Genomic DNA, 16697 nt, shown 5'->3' on the forward strand with positions numbered 1-16697 from the left:
CGGGTCAGAACCGCGGTGCGGATCGGGATCGCGGTGCGGATCGGTGCGTTGCGGGTCCGCAGTGCGGTGGGGGTCTCCGGTGCGGGGTGGATCGGTGCGGTGCCCCGGTTCCCGGGTGCGGTCCGGGGTGCGGTCCTGGCGCACCGGACCCGGTGCTGGCCAGGGCAGACTGCCGTCCGAGCGCTGGCCCGGCTGTGGCCGGGGCTCGCGGTACGCGTCCTCACGAGGCGCGTCCTCGCGGTACCCGTTGTCGCGGTAGGTGTCCGGGCGGGCCTGCTCGCGGGGCCGCCGATCCGGGTACGCCTCGGCGCGGGCCGCCGCCTCACGGGGCTGCTGCCGGTGCGGGTCGGTGTCGGGCCGTCGCCGGTCGTCGTCGAGGCGGGGCTGGTCGGGCAGGTCCGGCTCGGGGCGACGCCGTCGTCCCCCGTTGGGGGAGGGTGCGGCGCCGATCCCCTCGTCCGGGCGGTAGCGCGGCTCTGGGCGGCGCGGGTCGTCGGTGGCCCGGTCCGGGTACCCGTCGGCGCGGTATCGCGCGCGGCCGTCCACGGGTGCCCACGGGTCGACCCCGTCGGCGACGCGGCCGTCGTGGTCGCGGGTGGGTCGGACGCCGTACCCGTCGCCGGTGTGCCGTTCGTAACCTGCGGCCGGTCGTTCCGGTGCGCCGCGCCGACGTGGTGTGTCGTCCGACTCGGGCACCCAGCCGGGTTCGGACCGGGGCGCGGGGGAGACCGGCGGAGAGCCCCGGTAACCCCGATCCCGCTCGGTGGGCTCCTGCCGGGGACGGCGGCTGTCGTACCGCTCGGGGGTGGGCTGGTCCCGGTGCCAGGCGGCTTCCCGCGCCGGCCCCCGCTCGTCGGCGGGGCGCCGGTCGGACCAGGCGGTACGTCGGTCCGACTCGGGCGAGCGGCGGTCGTCGCGGCGGGGTGGCTCGGGCAGCGGACGACGGTACGGCTCGTGGTCGTAGTGGCGGGAGTCGGCGTTGTCGGGCCGGCCGTAGGTGTCCGCCGAGAGCTCGTCGCTGCGGAGTCGGCTGTAGGCCGATGCCTCACCCGGCTCGTCGTCCACCCAGGAACGGCCGTGCGGTGCCTGTTCGGCCGGTGGTTCGTCGGACCAGGACCGGCCGAGGTAGGTGCCGTCCGGGCGGGTGGGCGCCAGCGGCGGCACCTCGGCGCGACCGGACACCGTCGCGCGGCCGCGCGGTGGCGGCTGGTGCGGCATGCCGATGTCGCCGGCGTACCGCTGGCCGGGGAACTGGGGGTGCCACTCGGTGGTCGGCTCGACCACCCAGGACGGTTCGTTCGGATCTGACCACCGGTCGGTGTAGCGGCCGTTCATCCGTCGAGCCCGTCGCCACACCCGGCCGCTGGGCCGATTCTCGCCGGGGGTGAGGTGTCCGCAGCCGTCGTCGGGTGACCGCTGGGCGTCCGGTCGCCGCCTGCCACGCCCCGGTGGCCGGCTCGCGTCCGCTCGCTCACGCGTTGTCACCTCGTTGCAAATTGTCGCGCTGGGGCCGCCCGTGCCGGTCAGATCGCTGCTCCGGCAGGCCGTGGCTGCGGATGGAGGGTAACGGCGTGGGCTCGCTCACCGCCACTGTGGCACCGCCCACCGGCGCAAACGTTATCCCATTGGTTTCGGACATTTGGTCCTATAAGCGAATCTGCTGTCCGACCATACCGCACTCGACGGCAACCCGGCTGCGGCGGGATCGCCGTCCTCGTTCAGGGGTGCTCCATGATGAGGACGGCGAACGTACCGGGAGCGAGCGCCTCGTAACGGTGCGGGGCGTCGCCGGGGAACGTGGCGTAGTCACCGGGTTCGAGGTCGACAGGTGCCGCCTCGGGCCCCACCCGCAGCCGGCCGGCAGCGACCACCACGTGCTCGATGCTGCGCGGGGTGTGTCCGTGCCCGGCTCGGACCGCGCCCGGCTCCAACCTGATCAGGTAGACGTCCCGGCGCAGGTGCGCCGCACCGGCGCTGAGCAGCGTTCCGCTGAAGTCGGCCCGTTCCGAGCGCACGCGCGGCCCGTCCCCGGCGCGGATGACCCGTACGCCGTCGTCGACGGGCTCCACCAGCCGGCTGAACGGCACACCGAGTGCGACGCCCAGCGCCCAGAGCGTCTCCACACTCGGGTTTCCGGTGCCCGACTCCAGCTGGGAGAGGGTCGACTTGGCCACCCCCGCCCGGCGGGCCAGCTCGGTCAGCGAGATGCCGACCCGTTCCCGCTCCCGGCGCAGAGCCGCGGCGATGGTGGCCAGGGGAGCAGCCGGTTCCGAAGGCATGCCTTCGCTCCATTGGTCAAATGTTCGGTCTGTCGAACAACGACCCGTTCAGCATGATGAACGCACGACGAGATCCGCGCAGTTACGGCGAAACTGCTGCCTCGGAGATGTCTGAGGCAGCAGTTTCGCTGATGTCGCGCGGATCTTGGAGATGCGGGAGTGGAGCCGGGGGTCAGACCTTGTCGCCCAGTTTGACCTGGGGCGCCGGAGCGCGCATCCGGCGGAAGGTGATCGACCGCATGACCGCGTAGAGGAAGAGCGAGCCCATCCGCTGGTCGGTCTTCGGGAAGCGTTCCCGGACCAGCTTGCTGATCTTGCGGCAGATCAGCACCGAGTCGACGACCACACCCAGCGCCAGCGCGCCCCAGAGCACGTTGGAGATCAGTCGGACCAGCGGCGGCATGGCGGCGTTCGACCCGACCAGCACGATCAGCGCGCCGCCGAAGAACCAGGTGCCGACGGTACGCCGGGAGTCGACCACGTTGCGGGCCAGCAGCCGCTCCGGGCCACGGTCGCGGGGGCCACCCTCACGGCGGAACTCCGACGCCGCCTCGGCGCGCAGTTGACGGCGACGCTCCCGCTCCTCCTCCTTGGTGAGGGGGCGAGTGGGGCCGGCCGGGCGACGGCCGACGGTCGGCCGCTTGGGCGTCTCCCGACCCTTGGCCGGGGTGTAACCCCGGGAACGCTCAGCGGTCTCCTCGGGGGTCACCGAGGTGACGGCCTCGTCGACGAGGTCGGTGGACTTGCGGCGAAAGAGCGACGGCACGCGGCAAGGGTAGCCAACGGTCCGCGCCCTGTGCACATCGCGGTACAGCGGCCGACGGCTCCAGGTCGCAGCGCGACCTGGAGCCGTCGTATCCGAACGATGAGTGACCGAGGTTACGGACGCTCGGCGTGCGCGCCCAGGTCGGCGAGCTTCGCCTCGAAGTCCTCGTAGCCCCGGTTGATCAGATCCACGCCGTACACCCGGGAGGTGCCCTCGGCCGCGAGCGCGGCGATCAGGTGGCTGAACCCGGCCCGCAGATCCGGGATCACCAGGTCGGCGGCGTGCAGCTTGCTCGGCCCGGCGATCACCGCGGAGTGCTTGAAGTTACGCCGGCCGAAGCGGCACGGGGTGCCGCCGAGGCAGTCCCGGTAGACCTGGATGTTGGCGCCCATCGAGTTGAGGGCCTCGGTGTAGCCCAGCCGCTGCTCGTAGACCGTCTCGTGGACGATCGACAGGCCACGGGCCTGGGTCAGCGCCACGACCAGCGGCTGCTGCCAGTCGGTCATGAAACCGGGGTGCACGTCGGTCTCCAGCGCCACAGCGTTCAGCTCGCCACCCGGGTGCCAGAAGCGGATGCCGCCCTCCTGGCCGGGGTCGCCCAGCTTCGGCGCGCGGGCGTCGGTGACCTCGTACTCGCCGCCGACCGAGCGGAAGATGTTCAGGAAGGTCATCATGTCGGCCTGCTGCGCGCCCAGCACCTCGACGTGACCACGGGTCGCCAGGGCGGCGGCCGCCCAGCTCGCCGCCTCGATCCGGTCCGGGATCGGCCGGTGGGTGTAGCCGTGCAGCTTGGGCACGCCCTGGATCTCGATCACCCGGTCGGTGTGGACCTTGATGATCGCGCCCATCTTCTGCAGGATGCAGATCAGGTCGATGATCTCCGGCTCCACGGCGGCGTTGCGTAGCTCGGTGACGCCCTCGGCCATCACGGCGGTCAGCAGCACCTGCTCGGTGGCGCCGACGCTCGGGTACGGCAGGGCGAACTTGGTGCCGTGCAGCCCGTTCGGCGCGGACAGGTGCAGACCCTCGGGCCGCTTCTCGACGGTGGCGCCGAACTCGCGCAGCGCCTGGAGGTGGAAGTCGATCGGGCGCGGGCCGATGTGGCAGCCACCCAGATCCGGGATGAACGCGTGCCCGAGGCGGTGCAGCAGCGGGCCGCAGAACAGGATCGGGATCCGGCTGGAACCGGCGTGCACGTTGATCTGGTCGGTGCTGGCGCTCTCCACGTTCGCCGGGTCGAAGACGAGCTCGCCGTCCTCGGTGCCGTCGGTGACCTTGACGCCGTGCAGGCCGAGCAGACCTCGCACCACCTCGACATCGCGGATCTTGGGCACGTCGAACAGCCGGCTCGGGCTGTCGCCGAGCAACGCGGCAACCATCGCCTTCGATACCAGGTTCTTCGCGCCGCGCACGCGGATCCGCCCTTCGAGCGGAGTACCTCCGTGCACAACCAGGACGTCGTCGGTCAACGCAACCTCCAGCGCGTCGGTGCTGCCGTGTTGATGGTGGGGAGCCTGAACGTTGTCGCTACCCCGGATGCGGCCATGTCGAAACGGCCCGCGTGTGTCGTCGCTTGGGCAGCATAGCCCTCGGTGACGAAAAAGGACTCGGTCACATCGGCGTGTGTGGCATTAATCGGTGATCCGGCACTTTTGCGTACCAAGAGCGCTACGGATCGTGATCAGGACACCGTCGGCGGCGGAGTGTCCGCGCCGGGCAGCGCGAGCATCTGATCAAGCGCGACCCGCGCGTGGTGCGCGGTGTCGGTGTCGACAGTGATCTGGTTGACGACCCGGCCCGCGACCAGCTCCTCCAGGGCCCAGACCAGGTGCGGCAGATCGATCCGGTTCATCGTCGAGCAGTAGCAGACGGCCTTGTCCAGGAACATGATCTGCTTGTCCGGGTGCGCCAGCGCGAGCCGGCGCACCAGGTTCAACTCGGTGCCGAGCGCCCACGCCGAGCCGGCCGGGGCCGCCTCGATGGTCTTGATGATGTACTCGGTGGACCCGACGTGGTCGGAGGCCGTGACCACCTCGTGCCGGCACTCCGGGTGGACCAGGACGTTGACCCCGGGCACCCGCTCCCGTACGTCGTTGACGCTCTCCAGGGTGAACCGGCCGTGCACCGAGCAGTGCCCCCGCCACAGGATCATCTTGGCGTCGCGCAGCTGTTCCGGGGTGAGCCCGCCACCGGGCTTGTGCGGGTCGTAGAGCACGCAGTCGTCCAGCGACAGGCCCATCTCCAACACCGCGGTGTTACGGCCCAGGTGCTGATCCGGCAGGAAGAGCACCTTCGACCCCTGCTCGAAGGCCCAGTCCAGGGCGCGCTTGGCGTTGGACGAGGTGCAGACCACGCCGCCGTTGCGGCCCACGAAGCCCTTGATGTCGGCCGAGGAGTTCATGTACGTCACCGGCACTGTGTCGCCGGCGATGCCCAGCTCGGTCAGCGTGTCCCACGCGGCCTCGACCTGGCCCAGCACCGCCATGTCCGCCATCGAGCAACCCGCCGCGAGGTCGGGCAGGATCACCCGTTGGGCGTCGGTGGTGAGGATGTCGGCGCTCTCGGCCATGAAGTGCACGCCGCAGAAGACGATGTACTCCGCGTCCGGGCGGGCCGCCGCCTCCCGGGCCAGCTTGAACGAGTCACCCGTCACGTCGGCGAACTGGATCACCTCGTCGCGCTGGTAGTGGTGCCCCAGCACGAAGACCTTGCTGCCCAGCTTCGCCTTCGCGGCGGTGGCGCGGGCCACCAGATCCGGATCGCTGGGCGCCGGTAGGTCGCCCGGACACTCGACGCCGCGCTCGGTGTCGGGGTCGCTGCCCCGGCCGAGCAGCAGCAGAGCCGTCGCCGTGTTGGAGGGTTCCACCCAGGTCGAAGTCACGTAGCCCATGGTCCCACAGCGCGAGCGCGACGCAGCCTCGCTCGGTGTGGGCTGCCACACTGCTCGGCATGCGCGTGCTGCTCTGCCCGGACAAGTTCGCCGGCACCCTGTCCGCACCGGAGGTGGCCGCCGCCGTCGCCGCCGGTTGGCGCACCGTCACCGACGGAGACGATCTGCTGATCCGGCCCCTCGCCGACGGCGGACCGGGCTTCGTGGAGGTGCTCGCCGAGGCCCTCGGCGGCCGGCGGGTGCAGGTGCCGACCGTCGATCCGCTGGGCCGTCCGGCGGCCGGTGAGATCCTGCTCACCGCCGACGGCGCGACCGCCTACCTGGAGAGCGCGCAGGCGTGTGGCCTGCACCTGCTCTCCGCCGCCGAGCGCGACCCGAAGGCCACCACCTCGTACGGGCTGGGTCTGCTGGTGACCGCCGCGGTGGAGAGCGGTGCCCGCACCGTGGTGATCGGGCTGGGCGGCTCCGGCACCAACGACGCCGGCGCCGGAATGCTCGCCGCGCTGGGCGTGACCCCCCTCGACCAGGGTGGCGCCGCGCTGCCGTACGGCGGGGCCGCGCTCGCCGCGGTCGACGCGTTGGACGGCGCGCCCCGGCTACGCGGCGTCCGGCTGGTCGCGGCCACCGACGTGGACAACCCCCTGCTCGGCCTGCACGGGGCCAGCAACGTGTTCGGGCCGCAGAAGGGCGCCGACCGCGCCGACGTGTTGCTGCTCGACGCGGCCCTGGAGCGTTTCGCGGCGGTGCTGGAACGGGACCTGGCCGGCTGCCCGGCGGGGCTCGGCGCGCTGCCCGGGGGCGGGGCCGCCGGTGGCATCGGCGCGGCGCTCCTCGCCCTGGGCGGCGACTGCGAGTCGGGGATCGGCCTGGTCACCCGCGCCACCCGACTCGACACCGCGCTGGACACCGCCGACCTGGTGATCACGGGTGAGGGGTCGTTCGACCACCAGTCGTTGCGCGGCAAGGTCGTCGCCGGGGTGGCAGGCGCCGCCCGTGACCGGGGAGTGCCCTGCGTGGTGGTGGCCGGGCAGGTGAGCACCGGTCGGCGGGAGGCCGCCTCGGCCGGGGTGACCGACGCGTACAGCCTGGTGGAGCACTTCGGCGGCGAGGAGGGCGGCGGGCTCGACGCGGCGCTGAGCCGGCCCGCGGAGGGGCTGCGCGAGCTGGGCGCCCGACTGGCCCGGCAGTGGAGCCGCTGAGCCTCCCGACCGCCCGTCAGTCCGCCCCGACCGAGGGCCTACCTGCGGCGGGGGTCACGCCACGCGGGTGAGCCCGGCCAAGGCGGCGTACGATCGGGTGAGGACCACAACCGGGAATCACTGGACGACGCGCGACGTTGGCCAGTGCGTCCGGACCCAAACCGCGCAGGGAGACTTCCACGTGACCACGCCAGCGCAGACCGAGTCGACCGAGGCCAAGGCCCCTACTTCCGTCGTCCTCACCGACGTCGCGGCGCAGAAGGTCAAGGCCCTGATCGAGCAGGAGGGCCGCGACGACCTGCGGCTCCGCGTCGCCGTGCAGCCGGGCGGCTGCTCCGGCCTGCGGTACCAGCTCTTCTTCGACGAGCGTTCGCTCGACGGTGACGTCGTGACCGACTTCGGTGGTGTCGAGGTCGTCGTCGACCGGATGAGCGCCCCGTACCTTTCCGGCGCGACGATCGACTTCGCCGACCGGATCGACGCCCAGGGCTTCACCATCGACAACCCCAACGCGGGCAGCTCCTGCGCCTGCGGTGACTCGTTCAACTGAGTCACACCACACACCAGCGACGATGGGGCCGTTCTTCGGGACGGCCCCATCGGCGTATTTGTCGGCGGTCGCACCCGTCCGGGAGCGGTCCCGAAGGGGGTCGTGGCGGCCTGGTTGCCGTTGTCCGACCGAGCGGTGACCATCGGGTTGCCGTCCCGGTAGGCTGACCGCGCCCTGCTCCCGACCCCGAGGGTTGACATGAAGATCGCCGTCACCGGCTCGATCGCCACCGATCACCTGATGAGCTTCCCCGGTCGCTTCGCCGACCAGCTCATCGCCGATCAACTGCACAAGGTGTCCCTCTCCTTCCTGGTGGACGACCTGGTGCTCCGCCGTGGCGGGGTGGCGGCGAACATCTCCTTCGGGATGGGTCAGCTCGGGCTGCGCCCGGTGCTGCTCGGGGCGGTCGGCGCCGACTTCGCCGACTACCGCTCCTGGCTGGAGCGCCACGGCGTGGACTGCGACTCGGTGCACATCAGCGAGGTGGCGCACACCGCCCGCTTCGTCTGCACCACCGACACCGACATGTGCCAGATCGCGTCGTTCTACGCCGGTGCGATGAGCGAGGCCCGCAACATCGAGCTGGCCCCGGTCGCCGACCGGCTGGGTGGTTTGGACCTGGTGCTGGTCGGCGCGAACGACCCCGAGGCGATGCTGCGCCACTCGGCCGAGTGCCGCACCCGCGGGTACGCCTTCGCCGCCGACCCGTCCCAGCAGCTCGCCCGGATGCCCGGCGAGGACGTGGTGGCGCTGATCGAGGGCGCCGAGTACCTGATGACCAACGACTACGAGAAGTCGCTGCTGCAGAGCAAGGCGCAGCTCAGCGACGACCAACTGCTGGACCTGGTCAAGGTGCGGGTCACCACGCTGGGCAAGCACGGTGTGGAGATCGCCGGGCGCGGCATCGACCCGATCCACGTACCGATCGCGCGGGAGATCCGCGCGGTCGACCCGACCGGCGTCGGCGACGGCTTCCGGGCCGGCTTCTTCACCGCGCTCTCCTGGGGTCTCGGCCTGGAACGCGCCGCCCAGGTCGGCTCGCTGCTGGCCACGCTGGTCCTGGAGACCGTCGGCACCCAGGAGTACGACGTCCGCCGCGACCTGTTCGTCAAGCGGCTCGCCGAGTCCTACGGCGACACCGCAGCGGAAGAGGTCCGCCCCCACCTCCTCCCGGCTTAACCCCGCCCCCACCCCGGCGATCTTGCACTTTCTGTCGCCGTCTTGCGGCTTCTGCACCCCTTTGTCCGCGCAGAAACTGCAAGATCGCGGGGGTGGCCGGGGTGGCGCCGGGTTAGTGGGTGCGGCGGATGTCGTGGGCGGGGCCGTCTGGGCCGTTGACGGACCCTAGGAACTCCTGGCCGCGCATCCGGCACCAGGCGGGGATGTCGACCGCCGCCGCCGGGTCGTCGGCCAGCACCCGGACCACAGTGCCGACCGGCACCTCGGGCATCCGTCGTGCCGCCGCGATCACCGGCAGCGGACAGCGCTGCCCCCGGCAGTCGATCACCTCGTCCGGCGTCGTCACAGCCCCACGACCCCGGCCTCGGCCCGCAGCCCGGCGACGATCCCCGGCAGTTCGGTCAGGAACCGTTCCACGTCCGCCTCGGTCGTCTCCCGGTGCAGGCTGACCCGCACGTTGCCGTGCGAGAGCACCCCCATCGCCTCCAGCACGTGCGACGGACGCAACGTGGACGAGGTGCAGGACGAGCCGGACGACACGGCGAAGCCCCGCCGGTCCAGGGCGTGCAGCAACGCCTCCCCGTCGACGTACAGGCAGGAGAAGGTCACCAGGTGCGGGAGCCGGAGCACCGGGTCGCCGACCACCTCCACGTCGGGCACCTCCGCCGCTACCCGCTCCCGGATCCGGTCCACCAGGGCGGCCAACCGGGTCGCGTCGGCCGCCGCGTCGGCCGCCGCCGCCCGCAGGCTCGCCGCCGCCGCCACGACCGCGGGCAGGTTCACCACTCCGGGGGTACGTCCGCTCTCCCGCTCGTCGGCCGGCCAGGGTGACTCCCAGCGAACGCCCTTCCGGACCGCCAGCACCCCCACGCCGGGTGGCCCACCCCACTTGTGGGCGCTCGCCGTGAGCACCGACCAGCCGGCCGGCAGGGGCACCCGGCCCACCGACTGCGCCGCGTCCACGTACAGCGGCACACCCACGTCGGCGCACGCGGCCGCCGCCTCGGCGACGGGCTGCACCGTCCCCACCTCGTGACTGGCGGTAATCAACGCGGCCAGCGCGACCCCCGGGGCCCGAACGGCTGTCGACCACGCGGTCAGGTCCAGCCGGCCCAACCGGTCGACCGGCACCGCGGTGGCCGTCCCGCCCGCGTTGACGTGCCGTTCCGCCGCGTGCAGCACCGCCGAGTGCTCGATCGCCGAGTGCACCAGCGTCGACCCGACCCGGCGCCGCCCCACCAGGCCGCCGAGCACCGCGCCGTGGGCTGCGGTCGTACCACTGGGGGTGAAGGAGACCTCGTCGGCGCGGACGCCGAGCGTCAGCGCGGTGGCCTCGCGGGCGGCGTCGAGTAGTTGCCGGGCCCGGCGGGCCTGCGTGTACAGCTTGCCCGGGTCGGCCCAGCCGTCGTCGAGGGCGGCCAGCAGGGCCTGCCGCGCGACCGGGTGCATCGGCGCGGCGGTCGCCGCGTCCAGGTAGACCGGGGATGCGCTCACAGACCTGCCTTCGTTCGCGGTCGCGGGGCTCGCGACCCCGGCTCGCTCCTCGCGCTCACAGACCAAACGCTATCGCGGCGGTATGCCTAGGATCCCCCCGATGGGGGTCGGACAGTGACCCCACCACGGCCGAGTCCGTCATGGTCGAGTAATCTGCGACCGTCGGTGACGCCTTTGCCGCGGGTGCTGAGGAAAGACGCACCGCGGCGCGCTAGGGAGGCAGGACCAGGTGGTCGCAAGGAGTTCGGAGGTACGGTCGTCGGCCGTACGGCACAGCGCTTCCCCAGGGGTTGGTGGACGCCGGGGGCGTGGTGCTGGTCGCCTGGCCGGGCTCGGTCTCGGTGGCGTGGCGTTGCTGGTTCTGCTCACGGGCTGTGACGTGGGTCAGACGTTCCACGGCTTCGGCTGGCCGCAGGGCGGCATCTCGCCGGAGTCCAAGCGGATGTACGACCTGTGGATCGCCTCCTGCATCGCCGCGCTCGCGGTCGGCGTCTTCGTGTGGGGCCTGATCTTCTGGTGCGTCGTGCGCTACCGCAAGCGTGGCAACGCGCTGCCGGTGCAGACCCGCTACAACATGCCGATGGAGTTCCTCTACACCATCGCGCCGATCCTGATCGTCTCCGTGCTCTTCTACTACACGGCGATCGTGCAGACCGACGTCGACAAGTTGTCGAAGAACCCGGACGTCACTGTCGAGGTCGTCGCGTTCAAGTGGAACTGGCAGTTCAACTACCGGGACGGCCAGGGCACTGAAGCCCGCACCACCGCGTCGACGCTCGGCACCAGTGAGGTCATCCCGGTGCTGGTGCTGCCGACCAACCGGTCCATCCGGTTCGAGGAGACCAGCCGCGACGTCATCCACTCGTTCTGGGTGCCCGAGCTGCTCTTCAAGCGGGACGTCATGCCGGGCAAGATCCGCAACGTGTTCGAGGTCTCGAGCCTGGACGCCGAGGGCGCCTACGTCGGGCGCTGCGCCGAACTGTGCGGCAGCTACCACGCGTTCATGAACTTCGAGCTGCGGGTGGTCTCGCCGGAGAAGTACGACCAGTTCCTCGCGGCCAAGCAGAGCGGCAAGTCGACCCAGGATGCGCTGTCCGCGATCGGTGAGCAGCCGTACGCGACGACCACGCAGCCGTTCGACACGCGGCGGACGCAGGACAACTTCAACCCGGACGACGTTCCGGCCCGCACGGGAAGCTGAGGCAGCCGCATGAAGACCGAGTGGCGTATCTTCCTGATCATCGCCGGGTTCCTCTTCGGCGCCACCATCCTCTACGGCGCCTGGACGAACGGTGCGTCGGGCGGCATCGAGTGGGTCGGCACCGTCGCCCTGCTGCTGTCGTTCCTGCTCTGCTCGATGTGCGGTGGCTTCTTCTGGTTCGTCTCCCGCCGCATCGACCTGCGCCCGGAGGACCGCCCGGACGCCGAGATCGCCGACGGCGCCGGTGAGGTCGGCTTCTTCAGCCCGGGCAGCTACTGGCCGTTCGGTCTGGCGCTGGCCGCCGCGATCGCCGCGCTCGGCATGGTGTTCTGGCAGTACTGGCTGATCGGCGCCGGTCTGCTGGCCGTCGTCTTCTCCGCCTGTGGGCTCCTGTTCGAGTACTACAGCGGCACCCGGCGTACCGCCGAGCACTGATCCGCCCGGTCGCCGTCGCGACCGACCCGGCACGACGAAGGCCCGTTCCCCGGAAGGGGAGCGGGCCTTCGGTCATGTTCCACCCCGCCGAGAGTGGCGCGGCGGTCAGGCGGCGCGGCGGGCGGGCTGGCGGCGGCGGGTGGCCAGCCGGGTGACCGGGAAGGCGAACGTGCCGACCACGATTGCGGCGCCGCAGTCGGTGCAGATCAGCTCTGGACAGTCGGTGCCGTGGCTGTCGACGCAGGGCGGCGCCTCGAACAGCGCCACGCCCTCGCAGACGTCGCAGTAGAGCTCGCGATGCGACACGGGCGTCTCCTCTCGGATACCAGGCGGACCGCCCCCGGATGCGACAACGACGCACCGACGGCAGCAGAGAACTACTCACCTGTAGTTTCCCAGACGGGTCCGACAAATCTCCGCGCACGGTCGCCCCCTGGTCGGCATCCGCGCGACGTCCACGAATCCGCCCGCGGACGACGCCGGCGATTCGGGTGGTGGTGAGGTCAGGCGGCGGCGGTCTCGATCCAGCGGTCCAGGGTCGCGGCGGCCGCGCCGGAGTCGATCGACTCGGCCGCGCGGGCCAGGCCGGCGCGGAGCGCCTCGGTCAGGTCGCCGTCCAGCGGGCCCTGGGTGGCCAGCGCCGCCGCCGCGTTGACCAGGACCGCGTCCCGGACCGGGCCCGTCTCGCCGGCCAGCAGGCGACGGGCCACGCCAGCGTTGTACGCGGCGTCACCGCCCCGCAGATCGGCGAGGGTGGACCGGGGTACCCCCAGGTCGGTCGCGTCCAGCACGACCTCGCGTACGGTGCCGCCCTGGGCCGCCCAGATCCGGGTGGGCGCGGCGGTGGTGAACTCGTCCAGCCCGTCCTCGCCGCGCATCACGATCGCCGAGTCGCCACGGGCCGCGAACACGCTGGCCATCACCGGGGCCATCCGCAGGTCGAAGCAGCCGACCGCGCCGGCCCGGGGGCGGGCCGGGTTGGTCAGCGGGCCGAGGAAGTTGAAGAAGGTGGGCACGCCCACCTCGCGGCGGACCGGGCCGGCGTGCCGCATCCCGGGGTGGAAGCGGGCCGCGAAGCAGAACCCGATGCCGGCCTCCTCGACACAGCGGGCAACCTGCTCCGGCCCGAGATCGAGCGGGATGCCGAGGAACTCCAGCAGGTCGGCGGTGCCGCACAGGGAGGAGGCGGCCCGGTTGCCGTGCTTCACGACACGGACGCCCGTGCCGGCGACCACCAGCGCCGTCATCGTGGAGATGTTCACCGTGTGGGCGAGGTCACCGCCGGTGCCGACCACGTCGAGCGCGGTACGGCGCAGCTCCTCGGGGAGCGCCACCGGGACCGCGCGTCCGAGCATCGCCTCCACCAGGCCGGCCAGCTCAGCGGGGGTCTCCCCCTTGGCCCGCAGCGCCACGGCGAAGGCGGCGATCTGCGCCGCGCTCGCCGAGCCGGTCATGATCTCGTCCATCGCCCAGGCGGTGTCGGCGGTGGAGAGTTCGTCACCGCGCAGCAGCGCGTTGAGCAGGTGCGGCCAGGTCCGATCGCCCATGGCGGGCCTCCCGAGCATGCGAAGTGCGGGTGGGCTGGAACCGGCGCCGAGGAGATCCGGCGCCGTGGGGGTGCCGGAGGAGCGTGGGACGTCAGGCGGGTGCGTGCGTCCGCAGCAACTCGGCCACCGTGCCGCCGGTGGTCACCGGGTCGAGCGGGTGCACCAGCGTCGCGTCGACCTCGGCGTACGCGGCGAGCCATCGGTCGGCGGCGCGGGCGATCACCAGGCAGGTCGGGGGAGCGTCGTCCCGGTCGTCCTTGACCTGCCGCGCGATGCCGATGCCGCCGCCCGGGCTGGCCTCACCGTCGAGCAGCAGCAGGTCGATCTCGTAGTCGTCGACCAGCCGGATCGTCTCCGCGTAGGTCGACGCCTCGACGAACTCGATCTGCAGACCGGGAGCGGGCCTGGTGCCGACGGCCATCCGCATCCGATCACGGACCTGCGGGTCGTCGCTGTAGAGCAACACGGTGCAAAGACGATCGGTCATGCCGGAACTCCCACCTCGTAGCTGCCCGCAGATCGTACCGGTCGGCGTGACGTAGCCGACATCCCGCCCGGCGTCGCGCGTCGGGGCGTACCGTCCGGGCAGCTCAGGCGGGCGCGGCGTCGGCGGCGCGTTCGCGGGCCTCCTGGCGGTCCAGCTCGCGGTCCACCCGGCGGGCCTCCCGTTCGGACTGCTTGACCCACTGCACCACCAGCACCGCGAGCATCGTCACACTGACGAACTCGCCACCGGCCCAGAGGATGCCGCCGGCGACCACCTGGTCCTGCCACGGGTCGACCCAACCGAGGTTCAGCGACGGGTACCAGTCACCGCCGAAGAGCGTGCTGCTCTGCATGATGGTGAGGCCGAGCACTGTGTGGAACGGCACGGAGAGCAGCATCAGCAGCGCACGCGCCGGGTACGGCCAGCGGCCGGGCAGCGGGTCGAGGCCGAGCAGCGGCCAGAAGAACACGCAGCCGGTCATGATGAAGTGCGCGTGCACCAGCTCGTGCGCCCAGGCGTGTTCGAGGGTGTAGCGGTACAGATCACTGAAGTACAGCACGAACGGGTTGACCACGAAGATGGCGAACGCCACCAGCGGGAAGCTGTAGACCCGGGCGACGCGGCTGTGCACGATCGCGAGCAGACGCTTGCGTGGCGCTACCGGCAGGGTGCGCAGGGCCAGGGTCATCGGCGCGCCAAGCGCCAGGAAGATCGGCGCCACCATGGAGAGCACCATGTGCTGGATCATGTGCACGGACAGCAGGGCGGTGTCGTAGGCGTGCAGCCCGCTGACCGTGACGAGCGCGATGCCGCCCAGGCCGGGGCCAAGGAAGAACACGGTTCGGGCGATCGGCCAACGGTCGCCCCGTAGGCGTAGCCGGTACACGCCGTAGAGGTACAGGCCGGCGGCGAGCACCAGGCCGAGGGCCAGCCAGCTGTCCAGCCGGGTCTCGGTCAGCACCGCGCCGACGGTGAACGGCGGCGGGGCCGAGGTGGCGGCGAAGATCGGATCGACGTGCAGCACGCTTTTCAGGCTAGGCCAGGCGAACCGGACCCTGACGCTCGGGCCACGGAAGGCGCGGGTTTGCCACCCCGCTGATCGGCGGCCCCGGTCAGGGGCAATAATGACGGCGTGACTGCGGCCCCAGCCATTGACAAGAGCCGGATCCACTCTCTGACCCGACCAAACATGGTCAGCGTCGGGACGATCGTGTGGCTCTCCAGCGAACTCATGTTCTTCGCGGCGCTGTTCGCGATGTACTTCTCCATCCGCGCGGCTGCGCCGGAGCAATGGGAGAAGCACACCGAGGCGCTGAACATCCCGTACGCGACCACCTTCACGGTGATCCTGGTGCTGTCCTCGGTGACGTGCCAGCTCGGCGTCTTCGCGGCGGAGAAGGGTGACGTGCACGCGCTGCGGCGCTGGTTCACCGTCACCTTCGTGATGGGCCTGATCTTCGTCCTCGGCCAGCTGAACGAGTACCGGCACCTGGTCGCCGACGGCATCAAGATCAACGAAGACGGGTACGGGTCGGTGTTCTACCTGACCACCGGCTTCCACGGCCTGCACGTGACCGGTGGTCTGATCGCCTTCATCATCTTCATGGTCCGTACGACCATGGGCCGGTTCACTCCGGCGCAGGCGACGTCGGCGATCGTCGTGTCGTACTACTGGCACTTCGTCGACGTCGTGTGGATCGGGCTGTACGCCATGATCTACTGGCTCCAGTGATCTTGCGCGTCACATTCCGCGCTGCTGCTCCGTCCCCTGAGACAGGTCCAACCGGTTAAGGACACCGCTCATGACTTCTGACAACGACCGCCGACGCGGTCTGCTCGCGCGGTTGCGCGAGCGGCCCGCCGCGCGCAGCAGGGGCCGCCGCCGGCTGGGCGCCGCGGTCCGGCTGATCGCCGCGCTGATGCTCGCCGGTGGCGCGTACACCGTCTTCGCCCCGGGCGCCCAGGCGCAGGACAACCCGCAGCTGACCGGCGCCGCCGCCGAGGGCAAGGCGCTGTTCGACGTGAGCTGCGTGACCTGCCACGGCCGCAACGCCCAGGGCGTCGAGGGCCGCGGGCCGAGCCTGATCGGCGTCGGCGCGGCGTCGGTCGAGTTCCAGGTCAGCTCCGGGCGGATGCCGCTGGCCCGCCAGGAGGCCCAGGCGCACCGCAAGCCCCCGGTCTTCACCGACGAGCAGACCCGTCAGCTGGCCCAGTACGTCCAGGAGCTCGGCGGCGGCCCGGTCGTGCCCGAGGGCGACGACCTCCGCGAGGACGGCAACATCGCCGCCGGCGGTGAGCTGTTCCGGATCAACTGCTCGCAGTGCCACGCCTTCGGTGGCGGCGGTGGTGCGCTCTCCTCGGGCAAGTTCGCCCCGAGCCTGCACCCCGCGACCGACCGCCAGATCTACGCGGCGATGTTGAGCGGCCCGCAGAACATGCCGGTGTTCGGCGACAACCAGCTCCGGCCGGAGCAGAAGGCCGACATCATCGCCTACATCCAGGAGACGCTGAAGCACGACCAGGACCCGGGTGGGTTGAACCTCGGGCGGTACGGCCCGTCCACCGAGGGCCTGGCGATCTTCCTGGTTGGCATCGTGGCGCTCGTCTTCGCTAGCCTGTGGATTGCGGGTAAGTCGTGATCGAGCAGGCCATCCGATTCAGTGCTGTGGT

17 protein-coding genes and 1 pseudogene are annotated in these 16697 nt (G+C 71.5%); 7 read left to right on the plus strand and 11 right to left on the minus strand.

The genetic code is table 11. The annotated features are described in order from the left end of the window. The 5 genes and pseudogenes from NIE111_RS31870 to nadA form a co-directional block, all read right to left on the minus strand. Positions 1-1335, minus strand: a pseudogene (locus NIE111_RS31870) (hypothetical protein); the annotation flags it as partial. Between the two features lie 383 nt (positions 1336-1718). Then, the gene (locus NIE111_RS02260) at positions 1719-2279 is read right to left on the minus strand and encodes a helix-turn-helix domain-containing protein (RefSeq protein ID WP_238682808.1); all 561 of its coding nucleotides are present in this window, start codon (positions 2277-2279) and stop codon (positions 1719-1721) included. 172 nt (positions 2280-2451) lie between these two features. Then, complete coding sequence (locus NIE111_RS02265; RefSeq protein ID WP_091407492.1) at positions 2452-3045, minus strand: DUF3043 domain-containing protein; 594 nt, start codon at positions 3043-3045, stop codon at positions 2452-2454. A 113-nt stretch (positions 3046-3158) separates the two neighbouring features. Then, positions 3159-4514 carry a UDP-N-acetylglucosamine 1-carboxyvinyltransferase gene (murA, locus tag NIE111_RS02270; protein WP_110564159.1) on the minus strand — a complete coding sequence of 452 codons (1356 nt, stop codon included), beginning with the start codon at positions 4512-4514 and terminating at the stop codon, positions 3159-3161. 212 nt (positions 4515-4726) lie between these two features. Beyond that, on the minus strand, positions 4727-5926 hold the full coding sequence (gene nadA / locus NIE111_RS02275) for a quinolinate synthase NadA (protein WP_238682809.1): 1200 nt from the start codon (positions 5924-5926) through the stop codon (positions 4727-4729). A 68-nt stretch (positions 5927-5994) separates the two neighbouring features. Here nadA and NIE111_RS02280 point away from each other — a divergent pair, with 68 nt between their 5' ends. From NIE111_RS02280 to NIE111_RS02290, 3 genes are all read left to right on the plus strand, one after another. After that, complete coding sequence (locus tag NIE111_RS02280; protein ID WP_238682871.1) at positions 5995-7134, plus strand: glycerate kinase family protein; 1140 nt, start codon at positions 5995-5997, stop codon at positions 7132-7134. Between the two features lie 181 nt (positions 7135-7315). Next, a complete protein-coding gene (gene erpA / locus NIE111_RS02285; protein WP_091407494.1) occupies positions 7316-7684 on the plus strand; it encodes an iron-sulfur cluster insertion protein ErpA in 369 nt (122 codons plus the stop codon). A 198-nt stretch (positions 7685-7882) separates the two neighbouring features. Next, a complete protein-coding gene (locus NIE111_RS02290) occupies positions 7883-8863 on the plus strand; it encodes a carbohydrate kinase family protein (RefSeq protein WP_124820724.1) in 981 nt (326 codons plus the stop codon). 112 nt (positions 8864-8975) lie between these two features. Here NIE111_RS02290 and NIE111_RS02295 read toward each other — a convergent pair whose 3' ends face one another. Further along, the gene (locus NIE111_RS02295; protein WP_238682810.1) at positions 8976-9209 is read right to left on the minus strand and encodes a sulfurtransferase TusA family protein; all 234 of its coding nucleotides are present in this window, start codon (positions 9207-9209) and stop codon (positions 8976-8978) included. Then, a complete protein-coding gene (locus NIE111_RS02300; protein ID WP_238682811.1) occupies positions 9206-10357 on the minus strand; it encodes a cysteine desulfurase family protein in 1152 nt (383 codons plus the stop codon). The genes NIE111_RS02295 and NIE111_RS02300 overlap by 4 nt, the downstream gene beginning before the upstream one ends. A 229-nt stretch (positions 10358-10586) precedes the next feature. Here NIE111_RS02300 and ctaC point away from each other — a divergent pair, with 229 nt between their 5' ends. Both ctaC and NIE111_RS02310 read left to right on the plus strand, forming a co-directional pair. After that, complete coding sequence (gene ctaC, locus NIE111_RS02305; RefSeq protein ID WP_238682812.1) at positions 10587-11558, plus strand: aa3-type cytochrome oxidase subunit II; 972 nt, start codon at positions 10587-10589, stop codon at positions 11556-11558. A 9-nt stretch (positions 11559-11567) separates the two neighbouring features. Continuing rightward, the gene (locus NIE111_RS02310) at positions 11568-11993 is read left to right on the plus strand and encodes a cytochrome c oxidase subunit 4 (RefSeq protein ID WP_091407506.1); all 426 of its coding nucleotides are present in this window, start codon (positions 11568-11570) and stop codon (positions 11991-11993) included. 105 nt (positions 11994-12098) lie between these two features. Here the strand turns inward: NIE111_RS02310 and NIE111_RS02315 are convergent, their stop codons facing one another. The 4 genes from NIE111_RS02315 to NIE111_RS02330 form a co-directional block, all read right to left on the minus strand. Beyond that, positions 12099-12299, minus strand: coding sequence for a hypothetical protein (locus tag NIE111_RS02315; protein WP_238682813.1), 201 nt, complete (start codon positions 12297-12299; stop codon positions 12099-12101). A gap of 197 nt (positions 12300-12496) precedes the next feature. After that, positions 12497-13540, minus strand: a complete 1044-nt coding sequence (gene trpD / locus NIE111_RS02320; protein ID WP_238682814.1) for an anthranilate phosphoribosyltransferase — start codon at positions 13538-13540, stop codon at positions 12497-12499. Between the two features lie 91 nt (positions 13541-13631). Further along, complete coding sequence (locus NIE111_RS02325; protein ID WP_091407513.1) at positions 13632-14027, minus strand: helix-turn-helix domain-containing protein; 396 nt, start codon at positions 14025-14027, stop codon at positions 13632-13634. 103 nt (positions 14028-14130) lie between these two features. Continuing rightward, positions 14131-15051, minus strand: coding sequence for a cytochrome c oxidase assembly protein (locus NIE111_RS02330; RefSeq protein WP_372488269.1), 921 nt, complete (start codon positions 15049-15051; stop codon positions 14131-14133). Between the two features lie 108 nt (positions 15052-15159). Between NIE111_RS02330 and ctaE the strand changes: the two genes are divergently transcribed. Further along, on the plus strand, positions 15160-15759 hold the full coding sequence (ctaE, locus tag NIE111_RS02335; RefSeq protein WP_112582810.1) for an aa3-type cytochrome oxidase subunit III: 600 nt from the start codon (positions 15160-15162) through the stop codon (positions 15757-15759). Positions 15760-15829: 70 nt separating this feature from the next. Then, a complete protein-coding gene (gene qcrC / locus NIE111_RS02340; protein ID WP_238682815.1) occupies positions 15830-16666 on the plus strand; it encodes a cytochrome bc1 complex diheme cytochrome c subunit in 837 nt (278 codons plus the stop codon). Positions 16667-16697 lie beyond the last annotated feature (31 nt).

Origin of the sequence: Micromonospora hortensis, from assembly GCF_022230935.1 — a bacterium.
In the GTDB taxonomy this organism is placed as follows: Bacteria; Actinomycetota; Actinomycetes; order Mycobacteriales; family Micromonosporaceae; genus Micromonospora; species Micromonospora hortensis.